Source organism: Microbacterium sp. WHRI 7836, from assembly GCF_040223885.2.
Lineage (GTDB): Bacteria > Actinomycetota > Actinomycetes > Actinomycetales > Microbacteriaceae > Microbacterium > Microbacterium oxydans.
The window spans coordinates 1925160-1942811 of record NZ_CP168171.1; the positions used below are offsets into that span (position 1 = coordinate 1925160).

Consider the following 17652-nt stretch of genomic DNA (forward strand, 5'->3'; position numbering starts at 1 on the left):
ACCAGTCTACGAGCGTGCGGCTGTGCCGGCGCCGGATGCGCGCGTGTACGCCTCGGCGATCGCACCGAGCACGGCATCGACGTCGCTCTCGGTCGATGTCCGCCCGAGCGAGAAGCGCAGCACGCTGCGGGCGTCCCGCTCCGGGCGTCCCATCGCCATCACGACATGCGAAGGTTCGGCCACGCCCGCCTGGCAGGCTGATCCGGTCGACGCCGCCACCCCTGCGACGTCGAGCAGGAACAGCAGGCTCTCCCCCACCGCACCCGGGAACAGCATGTGCGCGTTGCCGGGAAGACGGTCGGTCGGGTCGCCCAGGAGCTCGGCCGTCGGCACCGCGGCAACGATCCCGGCCACGAGGCGGTCGCGCAGCGCACTGAGACGCGCAGCCTCGCCCTGTCGTTCGTGCTCCGCGAGTTCGAGAGCCACGGCGAGGGCGGCGGCTCCGGCGACATCCTGTGTGCCCGCGCGCAGGCCTCGTTGCTGGGCTCCCCCGCGTAGCAACGCCGTGAGCCGGGCGGTGCGGGCGGTGACGAGCACCCCGACCCCCACCGGTGCGCCGATCTTGTGACCGGCGAGGCTCATCGCGACGAGCCCGACCCCGCTGTCCGCCTCTCCTCGAAGGCCTCGGAACGACAAGGGCACGTGGCCGAGCGCAGCGACCGCGTCGAGGTGGAGGGGAACTCCGGCGCCGGCAGACCCTGCCGCAAGCGACCGTGCGTCGTTGATCGTCCCGGCCTCGTTGTTCGCCACCAGCGCCGTGGCGAGGGCAGCTCCGGGAAGAGCCTCGGCGAAGCGCTCCGGGACGATGCGCGCCGAGGGCGAGACCGGCACCTGTCGCACCTCCGCCCCCTCATCGAGGAGCGCTGCGACGGTGTCCGTGGTCGCGTGGTGCTCGGCGTCGGGCATCACGATCGCCGACGTCCCCGCGGGCCGGGCGCGCCACAAACCCTGCAACGCCAGGTTGATCGATTCGGTGCCGCCTGAGGTGAACACGATCTCGATCGGGTCGGCCTCCAGCACCGCCGCCACGCGCTCACGGGACTCCTCGAGAAGCCGTCGTGCGTCCTGGCCGGCGCCATGAGTCGAGGAGGCGTTGCCCACCGTCTCCGACGCTGCCAGCCACGCCTCACGCGCTTCGGGGCGCAGGGGCGTGGTCGCCGCGTGGTCGAGATAGTGCCGCATCCTTCGATTCTCTCGCGAAACCGTCGGGAGAGGGCCTTCGCGCCTGGGACCGGGTCCTCCTTGTCATGAGACGGCAACACATCACGCCTAATGTGTACTCATGCCCGCGTCCCGAGACCTCACCGCGCCCGGCGGCCCCGTCCTCGACAACCTCGGCGTCCGTCTGCACGACGGTGTCGGCACACTGCGTGTCTGGTCGCAGAACGCCTCATCCGTCGAACTGGTCGTCTTCGACGCGACCGATCTCGACTGGGCGACCGATCAAGTGGCGCTCGAGCGGCTGCCAGGGGGGATCTGGGAAGTCACGACGGAGATGCTCCAGCCGGGGGTTCGCTACGCGATCCGCGTCAGCGGCCCACACGGCCCGGGCAACACCTTCAACCCGGAGACCCTGCTGCTGGACCCCTACGCTCGCGGCCTCGCGCAAGGAGACGGGTACGAGGAATGGCGCTCGGTCGTCATCGTCGACGGTTTCGACTGGGGCGACTCGCAGAAGCCGCGCGTGCCCCTGGACCGCACCGTGATCTACGAAGGTCACGTCAAGGGGCTCACGAAGCGTCACCCGGACGTCCCACCCGCGCTGCACGGCACCTACGCCGGTCTCGCGCACCCCGCGATGATCGAGTACTTCCACGAGCTGGGCATCACTTCGATCGAGCTGCTGCCTGTGCACGCCTTCGTGCCGGAACCACGACTCCTCGAACGCGGACTCACGAACTACTGGGGCTACAACACCCTGAACTTCTTCACTCCGCACACCGCCTACGCGACGGAGGAGGCTCGGAAGGCGGGCCCCGAAGCCGTACTGGCCGAGTTCAAGGGCATGGTGCGGCTGCTGCACGAGGCGGGGCTCGAAGTGATCCTCGACGTCGTGTACAACCACACCTCGGAGGAGGGTATCGGCGGCCCCAGATCGAGCCTGCGGGGCATCGACAACGCGAGCTACTACCGTCAGGACGAGTCCGGGATCTACATCGACACCACGGGCTGCGGCAACACCCTCAACACATCGACCGCTGCGGGCGCGAGACTCGTGCTGGACTCGCTGCGCTACTGGGCGCAGGAGATGCAGATCGACGGGTTCCGCTTCGACCTCGCAACCGCCATCGCGCGAGACGAGACGCACGCCTACTCGCCGGAGCACCCGCTCCTCGCCGCCATCGCGGATGATCCCGTCCTCGCAGACGCCAAGCTCATCGCCGAACCGTGGGATGTGGGCCTCGGTGGCTGGCAGACGGGGAACTTCCCCGCCGGCTGGCATGAATGGAACGACCGCTATCGCGACAGGGTGCGCAACTTCTGGTTGAGTGACATCGACTACGCGCGCCGCGCGTCCGCCCCGGTCGGCATCGGCGGGTTCGCGACCCGCCTCGCCGGATCCTCCAACACGTTCAGCGAAGACCGCGGCCCGCTCGCCAGCGTGAACTTCGTGACCGCCCACGATGGATTCACCCTGCATGATCTCGTCTCCTACGACGTGAAGCACAACGAGGCGAACGGCGAGCACAACCGCGACGGCGCCGATATGAACCGCGCCTTCAACCACGGCGTCGAGGGGCCCACCGACGACCCGGCGATCCTCGCCGCCCGCCGCAAGGCGATGCGGAACCTCTTGGGGACCCTTCTGCTCTCTGCAGGTATCCCGATGCTCACTGCCGGCGATGAAGTGGGCCGCACCCAGCGAGGCAACAACAACGCCTACGCTCAGGACTCCGTGCTCACCTGGCTCGGCTGGGAGTTCGAGCCGTGGCAAGAGGACCTGCGCGCCCACGTCTCGCGCCTGATCCGCCTTCGTCAGGAGAACCCCGCACTGCGCCCCAGCCGCTATGCGCGACTCGGCGAGCATATTCCCAATGCCTCGGTGATGGACTGGTACGACCAGAACGGCGAGACGATGGAACAGGAGCAATGGGCCGACCCCGGCAACAGAACGCTGCAGTACGTCGCCGCCTCCACGCCTGATACCGAGGCGCACAACCGCATCCTGCTCATCGTGCACGGAACCGAGTCCCCCGTCGATGTCCGTCTCCCCGAGGAGATTGATGGAGCGACGCGCTTCGTCTCGCTGTGGTCGAGCGCGCAGGAACGTCCCTCTGACGACGCCGAGGTCTTCGCACCCGGCGATGTCCTTCCGGTGTCCGGCACGTCGATGAGGCTTTTCCGCGTGGAATGAGTCCGGCGGCCGACGCACCATCCTGCGCGCTACCCGCCACCACGTCCGCGCGGTACATTCGGGAGGTGGCTGCTCGTGCTGGTACTCGGTCCTCGGCTCTTCGGAGCCCCGCTCAGATCCCGGCGCGCGCCGCGGACGGAGCAGATGCTCCCGGCTCGTTGCGGACGACGCGTATCCCGCTCCTCGAGCCTGCGCCCACCGTCCCTGGCGGGTTCACTCCGAAGGCCTTCGTCGGCGAGGTCGTCCCGTTCCGGGTGGTCGCGTTCCGAGAGGGGCACGACATCATCGGCGTGCATGTCCGCCTCACATCGCCCTCCGGCGAAGAGAGCCTGCATCGCCTCACGCCGCGCGATGACGGCACCGACGCGTGGGTGGCGGAGATCGCGCTCGACGAGCAGGGCTCCTGGAGCTACCGGTTCGAAGCCTTCTCCGACGACTTCGCGACCTGGGCCCACGCCGCCGCGCTGAAGGTGGCGGCCGGCGTCGACGTCCCGGTCATGGCGGCGCTCGGCGCCGATCTCCTCACCACCGCCGCCGCTGAGAAGGACCGTCCTGCAGCGCAGCGGAGACGACTGGCCGCTGATGCCCTCTCGCTCCGCAACGGAGATGCCGCGACGACCATCGCCCTTTCGACGGATGCAGAGCTCGCACAGATCTTCCGAGAGCGTCCTGTCACGTCGCTGCGCTCCGTCACACTCCCCCAGATGCTGGACGTCGACCGGCGCGCCGCGGGTGTCGGCGCCTGGTACGAGTTCTTCCCGCGCTCCGAGGGCGCCAGACGCCTCAAGGACGGTACGGTCAGGAGCGGTACGTTCCGTACGGCGACACGACGGCTGCCCGAGGTCGCAGCCATGGGGTTCGACGTCGTCTACCTGGTCCCCATCCATCCGATCGGCACGACCAACCGCAAGGGCCGCAACAACACCCTCGCGGCCGAACCGGGAGACCCGGGCTCCCCGTACGCGATCGGCGCAGCGGAGGGCGGACACGACGCCATCCATCCGGACCTCGGCTCGGCCCAGGATTTCCGCGCCTTCGTGCGTGCAGCCCGGAAGGAGGGCCTGGAAGTCGCTCTCGATCTTGCGCTGCAAGCCTCTCCCGACCACCCGTGGGTGCAGGAGCATCCTGAGTGGTTCACGACCCTCCCCGACGGGACGATCGCCTACGCCGAGAACCCGCCGAAGAAGTACCAGGACATCTACCCGCTCAACTTCGACAATGATCCCGCGGGCATCTACGCCGAGATGCTGCGCGTCGTGCAGCACTGGGTTGCGCAGGGCGTGAAGATCTTCCGCGTCGACAACCCGCACACCAAGCCGCTCCAGTTCTGGGAGTGGCTCATCGCCGAGGTGAATGCGGCCGACCCCGACGTCATCTTCCTGGCTGAGGCGTTCACACGCCCGGCGGTCATGCGCGCGCTCGCGGCCGTGGGCTTCCAGCAGAGCTACAGCTACTTCACGTGGCGCAACACGAAGGCGGAGCTCGAGGAGTTCCTGACGTCGGTGTCGCAGGAGACCTCCGACTACATGCGTCCGAACCTGTTCATGAACACGCATGACATCCTCACCGAGTACCTGCAGTTCGGCGGCAGGGCGGCCTACCGTATCCGGGCCTGCATCGCGGCGACGGCCGGCCCCGTCTACGGCGTGTACGCCGGATACGAGCTGTTCGAGAACGTCGCCAGGCCCGGCTCGGAAGAGAACATCGACAACGAGAAGTACGAGTTCAAGTTCCGCGACTGGGCGGGAGCCGAAGCCAGAGGCGAATCGCTCGCTCCCCTCCTGCGCAGACTCAACGCTATCCGGGAGGCACACCCGGCGCTGCAGCAGCTTCGCAACTTCCGGGTGCACTGGAGCGACGACGACGCCGTCCTCGTCTACAGCAAGCACCTTGCTGCCGAGTTCACCGGTACCGGACGCCCGGACACCATCATCGTGGTCGCCAACGTCGATCCGCACTCGGTTCGCGAGACGACCGTGCACCTCGACACGACGCAATGGGGAATCCCGCTGGGGGAAGCCTTCGAGGTGGAGGATCTCCTCACCGGAGCGATCTGGACCTGGAGCGACCACAACTACGTACGACTCGACGCGTTCGCCGAGCCGGTGCACATCCTGAAGGTGAGGGAGCGATCATGAGCTACACCGAAGACGTCGCGGCATCCACCGAGTGGGAGGCGATCTCAGCGGCCACGCATCACGATCCGCACGCGGTTCTCGGAGCGCACGCGCACAAGGATGCCGCTGATCGTACCGTCACCGTCATCCGGGCGAGACGCCCCCTCGCAGGTGCGGTCGCTGCCGTGTTCGCCGACGGGAGCAGGCTCGAACTCTCCCATGTGGCGCACGGCATCTGGGAAGCTCAGCACGACGGCCCTCCACTCCCGTATCGGATCGCGACGCGGTACGGCGATCACGAGGAGACGGTCGTCGGCGACCCCTACCGCCATCCCCCGACTCTGGGCGACCTCGACCTCCACCTCATCGCTGAGGGGCGTCACGAACGTCTCTGGGAGGTGCTGGGAGCACACGTGCGCACCTTCGACGGAGAGATCGGCGTCTCATTCGCCGTCTGGGCCCCGAATGCCTCAGCGGTGCGCGTGGTCGGTGACCACAACGGCTGGAACGGCGAGTCGCACGCCATGCGCTCGATGGGAGTCAGCGGCGTCTGGGAGCTCTTCGTCCCCGGGATCCCGATCGGCACCAGGTACAAGTATCAGATCCGCACCCGCGACGGCGCGTGGATCCTCAAGGCCGATCCGATGGCGCTCGCGGCGGAGGTGCCGCCGGACACAGCGTCCGTGGTGACCACCTCCTCCCACTCCTGGTCCGATGGCGCCTGGATGACCAGGAGGGCGGCCACCCATGCCGTCGCGCAACCGCTGTCGGTCTACGAGGTCCACGTCGGATCGTGGCGAGGTGGACTTGGCTATCGCGAGATCGCGGATCCGCTCATCCAGCACGTGACGGACGCGGGATTCACCCATGTCGAGTTCATGCCGCTCGCGGAGCACCCCTTCGGCGGATCCTGGGGATACCAGGTGAGCGGGTACTACGCCCCGACCAGTCGTTTCGGCAGCCCCGACGACCTCCGCTACCTCATCGACCGGCTGCACCAGGCAGGCATCGGCGTCATCATGGACTGGGTGCCGGGTCACTTCCCCAAGGACGCCTTCGCCCTCGCCCGCTTCGACGGACAGCCGCTCTACGAGCACCCCGATCCGCGACGGGGAGAGCACCAGGACTGGGGGACGCTGATCTTCGACTACGGCAGGCCGGAGGTACGGGGATTCCTCGTCGCCAACGCGCTCTACTGGCTCGAGGAGTTCCACGTCGACGGCCTTCGCGTTGACGCGGTCGCCTCCATGCTCTATCTCGACTACTCGCGCGAACCCGGCCAATGGGAGCCGAACATCCACGGCGGACGCGAGAACCTCGAGGCGATCCGCTTCCTGCAGGAGGTCAACGCCACCTCGTACCGGCTGCACCCGGGGATCCTGATGATCGCGGAGGAGTCGACCAGCTTCCCCGGGGTCACTGCTCCGACCGATCACGCGGGTCTGGGGTTCGGCTTCAAATGGAACATGGGGTGGATGAACGACTCGCTCCAGTACATCGCCCGCGACCCGATGTACCGCGGTCACCATGAAGGCGAGATGACCTTCTCCTTCGTGTACGCCTTCGGAGAGAACTACCTGCTTCCCATCAGTCACGACGAAGTCGTGCACGGCAAGGGCAGTCTGCTCGCCAAGATGCCGGGCGATCACTGGCACAAGCTCGCGAACGTCCGCGCGTATCTCGCCTACATGTGGGGTCATCCCGGCAAGAAGCTGCTCTTCATGGGGCAGGAATTCGGTCAGCTCGCCGAGTGGTCGGAGGGTCGGGAGCTGGACTGGTGGCTTCTCGACCAGCCCTCACACGCGCAGCTGCAGGACTTCGTCGGGGCAATGAACCGCTCCTACCGGGCGCAGGCGCCGCTGTGGGAGCGCGACAACGACGGCTCGTCGTTCAGCCGTCTCGGAGCGCCGAGCTGGGATCCCACGGTGATCGCCTTCGAACGACGTGACGCCCACGGGGGGCGCCTGGTCGTCGTCAGCAACTTCGCCGGCGTGGAACGCACGGGCTACCAGCTCAACCTGCCCCGCGAGGGCGTGTGGCAGGAGGTGCTCAACACGGATGCCGCCGACTACGGGGGCCGCGGATCGGGGAACCTCGGCCTGGTGTACGCGAAGCCGCTAGAAGGCGGCGCTCCTGTCGCGAGCCTGACGCTGCCTGCGCTGTCCACTCTGTGGCTGCGGTACCAGTCCGACCCACACGTGCCGACCGTCAACCACGGCTGAGACGCCCTGGCGCGTACGCGCGCCAGGGCCGAGAACGGTACCGGAGAACGTCGCCCTAGAAGAGCAGCGACGACAGTCGGTTGCGCGCCGACACCACTCGCGGATCCTCCGCGCCGATGAGTCCGAAGAGCTCGACAAGACGCTCCCTCACCGGAGTGCGCTGATCCGCCGGGAGCTGCGCGAACAGGTCGAGCAGCCTGCCGAAGGCGTCTTCCACGTGTCCCCCGGCGAGATCGAGGTCGGCCACGTCGAACTGCGCCTGGACATCGAGCGGGCCATCCGCTGCCGCAGCGCGCGCCGCCTGCAGATCGAGGCCCTGCACGCGGTCGAGGAGGCGCACCTGGCCGAGCCCCGCGATCGCGTCCGCGTCACGGGGGTTCTCCGCGAGCGCCTTCTCATAGGCCGTGATGGCCGCCGCGTAGTCCCCGAGCTCGATCGCTGCGAACGCCTCAGCGTGCAGCGGTGGAAGCTCCGGCTCTGCGGGGGGCGCCGGCTCTGCACCCTCCTCGGACACCGAGAGCGACCCGGTGACACCGTTCTGGGCCGCCACCTGGAGCAGCTGGGCGAACACATCGCGCACCTGCTGCTCGGGCACGGCACCCGTGAACATGGGCACGGGCTGCCCGGCGATCAGCGCGACCACCATCGGGATCGACTGCGCGCGGAAGCTCTGGGCGAGCTGGGGATTCGCATCGACGTCGACCTTGGCGAGCAGCACTCGTCCCCCGAGTTCGCGCGTCACCTTCTCGATGATCGGGCTCAGCTGCTTGCACGGACCACACCACTCCGCCCAGAGGTCGACGACCACGGGGACGGTCCGCGAGAGCTCGAGGATCTGTCCGAACGTCTCGTCGGTCGCATCGACGACGACATCGGCGACAGGCGGTGCGGAGGCCGCCTCGGTCGGAGTTGCCGGCCGGTTGCGGAGGCTCGACAGGTCCACGGCACCACGCAGGGCGGCGGGAGAGATCTCACTCATTTGATCACCTTCACGGACAGGAGGTCCTGGTGGGCTGCCAGGAGCCGGATCTGCTCCGTCGATCCCTTGGCAGGGACCGAGAAGAACAGCTGGAACTCGTAGGTCGTCTCGACGCCCTTCGCCGACTCGGTCGCGTCGGTGAGCGCCTTCGCCTGCGCGTTGTCACCGAAGCGGATGGAGACGTCCTCGCCGGTCGGCGTCACTGTTTCCGTATCGGTGAGGGTGACGGCGACGATGGCTCCGCTGTCGAGAGTCGTCATCGAGATGGGGGCATCCTGCGTCGCGGCCATATCGAAGGCCGCCTTCGAGGTTTCGGCGGCGCCCTTGTCCGCGAGCGCCTGGACCACGGCCTGACGGCTGTCGGTGATCGACTTCGCGTAGGTGAGGGCGAGATCGTCGAACTTCCCGTACGACGCGCTCTGTTCCCCCTGATCGACGACGTCGGCGAACGTCGTGGCCAGATCGGCAGGAGGGATAGTGAGGAAGGCCGAGTCGGACGGCACGAGAGACGTGCCGAGCCAGGATGCAGCGACTTCCGGGAAGGCGGCGTCCGCAGACATCTCCGCCATGTGCGAAACCTTGTAGTTCGACCACGGGTCGGCCTGCGTCATCGTGAGCACGACGGGCGGCACGGTGTCGTCTCCCGTCTTCGACAGCATCAGGACGGTGCGAGGCCACTGGTCGGTCGCCTCGGGAAGCACGACCTCCACGTCGTCGGTCGGGATGGCGGCGGGCGGCACCGTCTCCGGGATCTTCGTCCGCAACGCGTACTCCGTCGTCCTGGTCGCGAGTGCGGGTCCTTCGAAGCGCGTCGCGAGCAGATCGAGATCGAGGGCTGCGTCGGCCTCACTCACGGTGCCGGCGAGAGATTTGAGGATGCGCTTGGCCTGAGCTTCGGTGACCGCCGGCGGCTTCTGGTTCTCCGGTGCGACCACCGTGGGGCTCGGCGAGGGGGTCGGCGAGGCGTCGCCCAGCTGCGGCCAGGAGTCGGACGAGCAACCGGCTGCGAGTATGGCTGTGAGCCCGAGCGCGGGGATCACGAGAAGACGGCGCCGACGACGAACGGTCGCGGCTCGCATCGATGTCTTGGAGCCGGGGTCTTTACCCTCGTCCACGATCTCGGCCTCCTCCGCATCGTCGTCCTGCCGTGGACTCGACTCCGCGGGGGCCGTCGCCGTGGCGGACTCGCTGTCTTCGATCGCCGCGCGCTCCGCGGGCGGAAGCGTGGCGAGGTCGATGGGCTCGGTGATCGGTAGCGGACCGGGTCCCTTGCGACGCGGACCACGGCCCCGACGCTGATGCCGGATGGCCAGGACGTAGAGGATGAGGCCGAGCAGCAGCATGACCCCACCCGCGACCATGAGCGGTCCGGCCCACGGGGTCGAGTTGTCGAGCGGCCAGGACACCACGATGTCATCGGGAGCGTCGGCGGTCCCGTCATAGGCGACGAGCAGACTCGTGCCTTCGGGAAGCTGCATGTTCTCCGCGGTGAGGCGATCCTCCTTGACGAAGGAGTCGAGCCAGAGGTCGGAGCCGCGCGGGTCACGGCCCGTCGGAGCGCCTTCTGACGGATCGGCCTGTCCGTCGCTCGGAGCATCGGTGGACGTGTCGGTCTCGGAGTCGGAGGCGGCGATGTGCTTGACGGCCAGATCGCCGTCCTTCTTCATCGTGACCTGGTTGTAGTCGGAGTCCGCGAGCCAGGCCTCCATGTCGGCCGTGCGACCGTAGCTGCCGAAGATCTCGCCCTGCCCACGGACGATCAGTGTCTGGGCACCGGGATTCGCTCGAAGAACATCGCCGTCGATGAGAACGAACGGTGCCGGTTCACTGATCTCGACCTGGGTCTTCTGAGTGGAGGGGCCCATGAAGATGGTGCGCTGAGCAATCCCTGCACCGATCAGTACGGCAGCCAGCACGAAGGCCACCACGGCCCATACGAAACGCACGAATAGTCTCCTCACGCATCACGGACCTCTGTCCGCGACGCAACACTCGACATTTCAGACTAGCGAAATCAGCTGTGTGTTGCCCACGAGCAGACGCAGTGACGGCTGGACCGGCACGTCGTCCGCGCCGACGAAGCGCGTCTGGATAATCTTGCGGGAGCCGTCCCGAGGAGTCTCCGATGAAGATCCACAATCCCTTCCGCACCGCCCTGGTGGCGACGCTCGGCGTGGGGTTGGGGATCCTGCTGATCAACAGCGTGCAGAATCTCTCCACCGTGCTGCTCTATCTCGGCACCGCCCTGTTCCTGAGTCTCGGACTCGACCCGCTCGTCTCGTTCCTCGAACGCCGACGGCTCCCCCGCTGGGCGGCCGTGTTGGTGACGATCCTCGCGGTGCTCGGCGTCTTCGTGAGCATCGTGCTCATCGTCCTCCCGGTCCTGGTGGACCAGATCTCCCAGCTGGTCGCCCAGATCTCGGCGATCGTCCAGCGCGGGAATCTGATCCCCGATCTCAAAGAGTGGATACAGGACGCCTTCCCGAACCTTCTCGTCGACGATGTGTTCACGTACGTCACCAACTGGTTGACGAGCAACCTCGCCGAGATCGGCGGATCCATCGGTCAGGGCGTGCTCGTTGCCAGCGGCGCTGTGCTGGGCGGTCTGTTCGGAGCGTTCATCGTCCTGATCCTGACGATCTACCTGACGGCATCGACGCCGTCGCTCAAGCGCGCTGTCTACCAGCTCGCGCCCGCGTCGAAGCGCGATCGATTCATCGACCTGTCGGAGCAGATCACCGACTCGGTCGGCTATTACGTCATGGGCCAGGTATCGCAGGGTGTGCTCAACGGTGTGCTCAGCGCGATCTACCTCTCGATCATCGATGCGCCCTTCCCCGCCGTCCTGGCCGTGATCGCCTTCTTCTTCTCGCTGATCCCGCTCGTCGGCACGCTCACCGGCTCGACGATCATCGTGCTGGTATGTCTCATCCCCGGACTCGGCTCCCCGGCGACCGCCATCGCCGCCGCGATCTACTACCTGATCTACATGCAGATCGAGGCGTACATCATCTCGCCTCGCATCATGAGCCGCGCCGTATCGGTGCCCGGTGCCGTGGTCGTGGTGGCGGCCCTCGCCGGTGGAAGCCTGCTCGGCCTCCTCGGCGCTCTGATCGCGATCCCCGTGGCCGCGAGCATCCTGATCATCTACCGCCAGGTGCTCATCCCTCGGATGAACGAGCTCTGACGTCGAGGCCGTCGGCCTCTCAGTCGTCGGCGGGCCAGTGGGTGGCGAGAGGCAATGCGGAGGGGTTGACCGCCGCGACGATCTCGGTGAGCACGCGCCGCGTCTGCGTCTCGCCCACCCAGAGATGCTTGCCGCCCTCCACCGCGATGAGCGTGGCGTGCGGAATCGAGGCGAAGCGGTCCTTTGCCTCGGCCGGACGCAGATAGTCGTCGAGTTCCGGCACCAGGACCACGACGGTGCGGTCGGTCGACGCCCAGGCGGCGACCTCTTCCGGCGTGGCGCGGTGCAGCGGCGGCGAGAGAAGGATGATGCCTTCGATGTCGTGCTCCCGGCCGTACTTCAGAGCGAGCTCCGTGCCGAAGGACCATCCGAGCAGCCAGGGGCGCGGTAGAGCGCGCTCGCGGACGAAGTCCATCGCGGCGGCCACGTCGAACTGTTCAGCGGCTCCCCCGTCGAAACTCCCGTCGCTGGTCCCTCGTGGGGATGTGGTGCCTCGCGTGTTGAACCTCAGAACGGCCAGGTCTGCGAGGGCGGGCAGCCGTGCGGCCGCCTTCCGGATGATGTGCGAGTCCATGAAGCCGCCGGCGGTCGGCAGGGGATGCAACGTCACGAGCGTCGCGACCGGTGGTGCATCCTCGGGCTGAGAGAGCTCCCCGACGAGGGTGAGGCCGTCCGCCGTGATCAGTTCGATGTCCTCGCGTCGTGCGGGCAACTCCAGCGGTCCACGGATCTCGATGGTCATGCAAGCCTCCAACAGTGCGTGTGCCAGTGCCGACGGGCCGCCAGGTCAGCGGCGTCCCCGAGTACCCCGTCCGCACGCCAGGCGACGAGATGAGCTGTCCCGGCGACGATGCCACGGCCGCAGCCGGGGCACACGTACTCCTTCTGCGCCTGCGCGGCCGACACCGGTTGAACGGTCCACTCGCTGCCACGTCGAGTCTCGGTGCGCTTCCAGCCGGCGAGGAGACGATCGAATGAGTCCTCGGATTCAGGGCGCGCCGAAGGGCGTCTGCGAGAGCGGGGCATCGTGCCTGCTCACCACCAGTGGTTGTTGACCCAGAAGTTGTAGGCGCCGGCCCAGCTGCCGTAGCGGCCGGTCGCGTAGCCCGTCGCCCAGCGGAGGTTGTCGACCGGGTTGTAGCCGTTGCCGGGAACCTTGCTGCAGGGCAGAGCCTGCACCAGTCCACATGCCCCTGACGACTTGTTCGTGGCGTTGGGGTTCCAGCCGCTCTCACGCGATACGACGTAGTCGACGTACTGCCAGTCGCTCTGCGCGATACCGGCGGCGGCCATCCACTCCGCAGGAGCCCCACCACCCGTGTACGGAGGAAGCGCGCCGCGGGATGAACCGCCGGACGACCCGGTCTTGGGCGCTGCAGCAACCGTGGGGACGGGGGCCGGTTTCGGCTTCACGTACACTTCGAAGCCTCCGCGCACGACCGGCGCGATCTCGGCACCTTCGACGGTGACGGTGAGGTTCTGCGTGTCAGCGAGCGCGAGCGAATACGCCGAGTCCGGCGACTCCTCCGGTGCCGGCGCGGCCAGTGCCACCCCGGTCGGAGCGACGAGCGCGCCGGCGAAGCCGACGACCGCGAGGGCGCTGAAGACGCCGACGACGCCGCGGCTCCGAGACCAGCGACGGGTGCCCGTGCGCGCCGAACCGGCCTTCGCTGCGGGCACAGGCGAACGGTCGTTTCTGTCTAGAGTCATGTCGTTTCGGGAGTTCACGATGAGGGACAGTCTACGCAAGGTCGCCTGAATCGACCATCAGGAACCTCAACGAACCGCGAGGATGACGTCGATCGTGGCGTCGAGAAGGGCATCCACCTGCTCCTCGCGGTACCCGCCGCGCTGCATCCGGAAGGCTGCGGACCGCAGCTGCTCGGCGGTCAGGGCGTCCCCGTCACGCAGGTAACGAACGATGCGGGTCGACACGTGGTCGACCTCGTCGAGACGATAGCCGAAAGTGAGCACCCCGGTGCGGGCGAAACGATGCCGACGGGGGCGAGCCAGGTGATCCAAGATGACCTGCGCGTCCTCCCGTGCCCGCTCGACCCAGGCTCCGGCCCCCTGTGCGCGCACCACTCGCTCGCGTTCCCGCGCGGCGAAGGCATCTTCGACGCGTCCGAGTGCAGCATCGACATCGGCGACCACGTAGCCGTTCTTGACCAGAGGGAACGAGGCCGTCCGCACATCCTCCGCGCTGAGGTCAGCGCCGCCCTCTTCGAAGGCGCGGCGGGCCGAGGCGAGGAACGTGTCGACGGCTGCACGGTGGTATCCGCGCACGCGTCCGGAGGTGAGGGCGAACGCCGCGGGCGCCTGCGTGGGCTGTTCGTCCAACTGATCTTCGGTCATCACAGAGCCACCCAAGGAGAGAAGAGGAAGTAGAGACACAGAGCGGGGATGGTGGAGGGAAGGATGCTGTCGAGTCGATCGAGCAGCCCGCCGTGACCCGGCAACCAGGAACTCATGTCCTTGATGCCGAGGTCGCGCTTCAGCATGGATTCGCCCAGGTCGCCGAGCGTCGCTGAGAGCAGGATCGAGACACCGAACACGAGGCCGCACCACCACGGCAGCTCCAGGAGGAAGATCGCCAGCAGCACGCCAGCGGCGATGGACGCGGCGACCGCACCTCCGAACCCTTCCCAGGTCTTCTTCGGACTGATCTTCGGCGCCATGGGGTGTCGGCCGAAGGCCAGACCGGCGGCGTAGGCACCCGTGTCGGCGGCGACGGCGATCGCGATGAAGCTGAGCACCCACCACTCACCGCCCTCCTGCTTGAGCAGGATGAGCGCGATACCCGCGAGGAAGGGGACGTACACCTGGACGAAGCCGCTGATCACGGCGTCTGCGAGCACGTCGCCGTAAGTCCGTCCGTCCTTCTCCACCATCTGCGCGATGAGTCGCCAGACGATCACGAAGGCAACGGACACGAAGAGCATCACCCAGCAGAGCCACGGCTCCGCGAAGTATGCCGAAAGCACCAGGAAAGTGGCTGCGATCAGTTGGGGCACCACGTCGACTCGCCGCCCGGAACCCCGCAGGGCTCTCGAGAGCTCGTACACGCCCAGCAACGCGGCCGCGAGGGCGAACGGGACGAAGAGCACCTTGAGGAAGAGCAGGGAGCCGAGCAGCGCAGCTCCGAACGCGAGGCCGATCACCGTGGCGAGGATGAGATCCCGGCCGGTGCGCTCCTTGATGCGCTCGTTCGCCTGGTCGAGCTGGTCACGTGCGTGGGAGACGTGGCTGCCGAGCTCATCCCTCGCCGCCCGCCACTGCTCGCGGATGGCGTTGTGATCTGCCGTGTCCAGGGAGCTGATGTCCCCGACTGCGACGCGGTCCGCGGGGGCTGGAAGTGGCGGCCGAGGGGGTACCTCGGCACTGTCGAACGTGGGGAACGCCGCATCGACGAGCGGGACGCCTTCGGACGGGGTACCGTGATGCGCGTCTCGACGCGCGAACGGCTTGTCGTCGTCGGCATCTCGCGTTTCGTCAGACATCCCGACTACACCTCGAGGAGTTCTGCCTCTTTGCGCTTCAGCGCGTCATCGATGAGATCGACATGCTGGCGCGTCAGAACATCGAGCTCCTTCTCACCGCGAGCGATCTCATCCTCGCCGAGCTCGCTCTTGAGCGCGTCCAGCTCATCCTTGGCCTTGCGGCGGATGCCACGGACGTGGACCTTCGCGTCCTCTGCCTTGGTCTTGACGAGCTTGACGTACTCCTTGCGCCGCTCGGCGGTGAGCTCCGGCATTGTCACACGCACCAGGTTGCCGTCGTTCGTGGGATTCGCACCGAGGTTCGGCATGTCGCGGATGGCCTGCTCGATCGCCTTCAGAGCGGACTTGTCGTACGGCGTGATGATGAGCGTCCGCGCCTCCTGGTTCGCCAGGGACGCGAGCTGCGCGATCGGCGTGGGAGTGCCGTAGTAGTCCACGAGGACCTTCTGGAACATCTGCGGGTTCGCACGACCGGTGCGCACCGTGGAGAAGTCCTCCTTGGCAGCTTCGACCGCCCGGTTCATGCGAGTGGTGGTTTCAGCGAGGACGTCCGCGATCACGGTGACTCCTATCGTCGGGGTGTTCTGCAAATTCTATCGGGCGAAGTCGTCTCCGCCCGTCGCACACTCAGGTGGTGACCAGCGTGCCGATCGGGTCTCCGAGCAGAGCGCGGGTGACGTTGCCCGCCGGCTCCATGCCGAAGACCCGCATGTTCATGTTGTTGTCCATGCAGAGACTGAACGCTGTCGAATCGACCACCTTCAGGCCCCGCTGCAGTGCGTCGCTGTAGGTGACCCGCTCGATGCGCTCGGCGTCGGCGTGCTTGTTCGGATCCGCGGTGTAGATGGCATCGACGCCATTCTTGGCGACGAGGACCTCCTCCGCACCGATCTCCAGCGCACGCTGAGCCGCGACCGTGTCGGTCGAGAAGTACGGAAGACCCGCGCCGGCTCCGAAGATCACGACGCGCCCCTTCTCGAGGTGACGCTCAGCCCGACGCGGGATGTAGGGCTCCGCGACCTGAGTCATCGAGATCGCCGACTGCACCCGCGTGGCGGCACCGGCCTGCTCGAGGAAGTCCTGCAACGCAAGTGCGTTCATGACCGTGCCGAGCATTCCCATGTAATCGGCGCGTCCACGGTCCATGCCGCGCTGGCTCAGCTCGGCTCCGCGGAAGAAGTTCCCTCCCCCGACGACGATCGCCACCTCGACGCGGTCGACGGCAGCGGCGATGTCGCGCGCGATCTGGCTGACGACATCCGGGTTGACGCCCAGCTGTCCAGCGCCGAAGGCCTCTCCGGAGAGCTTGAGAAGGACGCGGCGGCGTCCGGTGCGTTCAGTCATGGGTGGGTGTCCTCTCGTCCCGATTCAAGATAGTGCCTCGTGGGCACGAAGAAGGGGTTCGGATCATGACGATCCGAACCCCTTCGACGTTGCTACGCGCCGACCTTGAAGCGCGCGAAGTCCGTGACGGTGATACCGGCGTCCTTCGCCACCTGGGCGACAGAGAGCTTGTTGTCCTTGGCGTAGTCCTGCTCGAGCAGGGCGACCTGCTTGATGAACGCGGAGACGCGGCCTTCGACGATCTTCGGGAGAGCCGCTTCCGGCTTGCCCTCGTTGCGGGAGATCTCGGTGACGATCTCGCGCTCCTTCTCGACAGCGTCCGCCGGGACGTCCTCGCGGGACAGGTACGACGGGTTGGCGAAGGAGATGTGCTGAGCGATGCTGCGCGCGGTCTCGGCGTCGTCACCCGTGTAGGCGACGACGACACCGATCTGCGGCGGCAGGTCCTTGCTCGTGCGGTGCAGGTAGACCTCGACCTTGTCGCCGGAGATCGTGCGCACTCGACGCAGCTCGACCTTCTCGCCGATGATCGCAGCCTCTTCGGAGATGACCTGCTCGACGCTCTTGTCGCCGGCGGATGCAGCCAGGGCGGCCTCGACCGAGTCGGCCTTCACCGCGGCAGCGGCGTCGGCGACCTTGTCGGCCAGCGCGATGAAGCGCTCGTTCTTCGCGACGAAGTCCGTCTCGCACGCGAGCTCGATGAGCGTCACGGCGCCATCCTGCTCGCGAGCGACGATGAGTCCCTCGCTGGTCGAACGGTCAGCGCGCTTCGCGTTGCCCTTCGCACCCTTGAGACGCAGGATCTCGGTGGCCTTCGCGACGTCTCCGTCGGCCTCCTCGAGCGCCTTCTTGGTGTCGACCATTCCGGTGCCGAGCTGCTCGCGCAGCGCCTTCAGGTCAGCGATGGTGAAGTTGGCCATGTGTGGTGGCTCCTTGCTTCGTTAGGTG

15 protein-coding genes are annotated in these 17652 nt (G+C 67.3%); 4 read left to right on the forward strand and 11 right to left on the reverse strand.

Features of this window, described 5'->3' with window-relative positions; all coding sequences use genetic code 11:
• Positions 1 to 6 precede the first annotated feature (6 nt).
• Entirely contained in the window at positions 7 to 1182 is a 1176-nt protein-coding gene (locus tag ABRP18_RS09250; protein WP_349884529.1) for a cysteine desulfurase family protein, read from the reverse strand.
• A gap of 100 nt (positions 1183 to 1282) precedes the next feature.
• Here ABRP18_RS09250 and glgX point away from each other — a divergent pair, with 100 nt between their 5' ends.
• The 3 genes from glgX to glgB all read left to right on the forward strand — a co-directional run bounded on the left by glgX (position 1283) and on the right by glgB (position 7694).
• Positions 1283 to 3355, forward strand: coding sequence for a glycogen debranching protein GlgX (gene glgX / locus ABRP18_RS09255; RefSeq protein ID WP_127012217.1), 2073 nt, complete (start codon positions 1283 to 1285; stop codon positions 3353 to 3355).
• A gap of 65 nt (positions 3356 to 3420) precedes the next feature.
• Positions 3421 to 5493, forward strand: coding sequence for a maltotransferase domain-containing protein (locus tag ABRP18_RS09260; RefSeq protein ID WP_349884530.1), 2073 nt, complete (start codon positions 3421 to 3423; stop codon positions 5491 to 5493).
• Positions 5490 to 7694: a 1,4-alpha-glucan branching protein GlgB gene (gene glgB, locus ABRP18_RS09265; RefSeq protein ID WP_061018454.1), complete on the forward strand. Its 2205-nt coding sequence runs from the start codon at positions 5490 to 5492 to the stop codon at positions 7692 to 7694. Before ABRP18_RS09260 ends, glgB begins: the two co-directional genes overlap by 4 nt.
• 55 nt (positions 7695 to 7749) lie before the next feature.
• Here glgB and ABRP18_RS09270 read toward each other — a convergent pair whose 3' ends face one another.
• A complete protein-coding gene (locus ABRP18_RS09270) occupies positions 7750 to 8673 on the reverse strand; it encodes a tetratricopeptide repeat protein (protein ID WP_113681929.1) in 924 nt (307 codons plus the stop codon).
• Positions 8670 to 10619 (reverse strand): hypothetical protein, encoded by a 1950-nt coding sequence (locus ABRP18_RS09275; protein WP_058630618.1) that lies wholly within the window; start codon positions 10617 to 10619, stop codon positions 8670 to 8672. The genes ABRP18_RS09270 and ABRP18_RS09275 overlap by 4 nt, the downstream gene beginning before the upstream one ends.
• A gap of 179 nt (positions 10620 to 10798) precedes the next feature.
• Between ABRP18_RS09275 and ABRP18_RS09280 the strand changes: the two genes are divergently transcribed.
• The gene (locus tag ABRP18_RS09280; protein WP_046747060.1) at positions 10799 to 11860 is read left to right on the forward strand and encodes an AI-2E family transporter; all 1062 of its coding nucleotides are present in this window, start codon (positions 10799 to 10801) and stop codon (positions 11858 to 11860) included.
• A 19-nt stretch (positions 11861 to 11879) separates the two neighbouring features.
• Here the strand turns inward: ABRP18_RS09280 and ABRP18_RS09285 are convergent, their stop codons facing one another.
• The 8 genes from ABRP18_RS09285 to tsf form a co-directional block, all read right to left on the reverse strand.
• Complete coding sequence (locus tag ABRP18_RS09285; protein ID WP_058630617.1) at positions 11880 to 12602, reverse strand: alpha/beta hydrolase; 723 nt, start codon at positions 12600 to 12602, stop codon at positions 11880 to 11882.
• Entirely contained in the window at positions 12599 to 12886 is a 288-nt protein-coding gene (locus ABRP18_RS09290; RefSeq protein ID WP_082108564.1) for a hypothetical protein, read from the reverse strand. The genes ABRP18_RS09285 and ABRP18_RS09290 overlap by 4 nt, the downstream gene beginning before the upstream one ends.
• Before the next feature lie 9 nt (positions 12887 to 12895).
• Positions 12896 to 13540 carry a transglycosylase SLT domain-containing protein gene (locus ABRP18_RS09295; RefSeq protein ID WP_046747097.1) on the reverse strand — a complete coding sequence of 215 codons (645 nt, stop codon included), beginning with the start codon at positions 13538 to 13540 and terminating at the stop codon, positions 12896 to 12898.
• Positions 13541 to 13636: 96 nt separating this feature from the next.
• Positions 13637 to 14215, reverse strand: a complete 579-nt coding sequence (locus tag ABRP18_RS09300; protein WP_058630616.1) for a DivIVA domain-containing protein — start codon at positions 14213 to 14215, stop codon at positions 13637 to 13639.
• Positions 14215 to 15360: a phosphatidate cytidylyltransferase gene (locus ABRP18_RS09305; RefSeq protein ID WP_061018443.1), complete on the reverse strand. Its 1146-nt coding sequence runs from the start codon at positions 15358 to 15360 to the stop codon at positions 14215 to 14217. The genes ABRP18_RS09300 and ABRP18_RS09305 overlap by 1 nt, the downstream gene beginning before the upstream one ends.
• Positions 15361 to 15365: 5 nt before the next feature.
• Positions 15366 to 15920, reverse strand: a complete 555-nt coding sequence (gene frr, locus ABRP18_RS09310; protein WP_017830710.1) for a ribosome recycling factor — start codon at positions 15918 to 15920, stop codon at positions 15366 to 15368.
• A 67-nt stretch (positions 15921 to 15987) separates the two neighbouring features.
• Entirely contained in the window at positions 15988 to 16704 is a 717-nt protein-coding gene (pyrH, locus tag ABRP18_RS09315; protein WP_046747064.1) for a UMP kinase, read from the reverse strand.
• Between the two features lie 92 nt (positions 16705 to 16796).
• Positions 16797 to 17624 carry a translation elongation factor Ts gene (tsf, locus tag ABRP18_RS09320; protein ID WP_141369803.1) on the reverse strand — a complete coding sequence of 276 codons (828 nt, stop codon included), beginning with the start codon at positions 17622 to 17624 and terminating at the stop codon, positions 16797 to 16799.
• Positions 17625 to 17652: the final 28 nt, after the last annotated feature.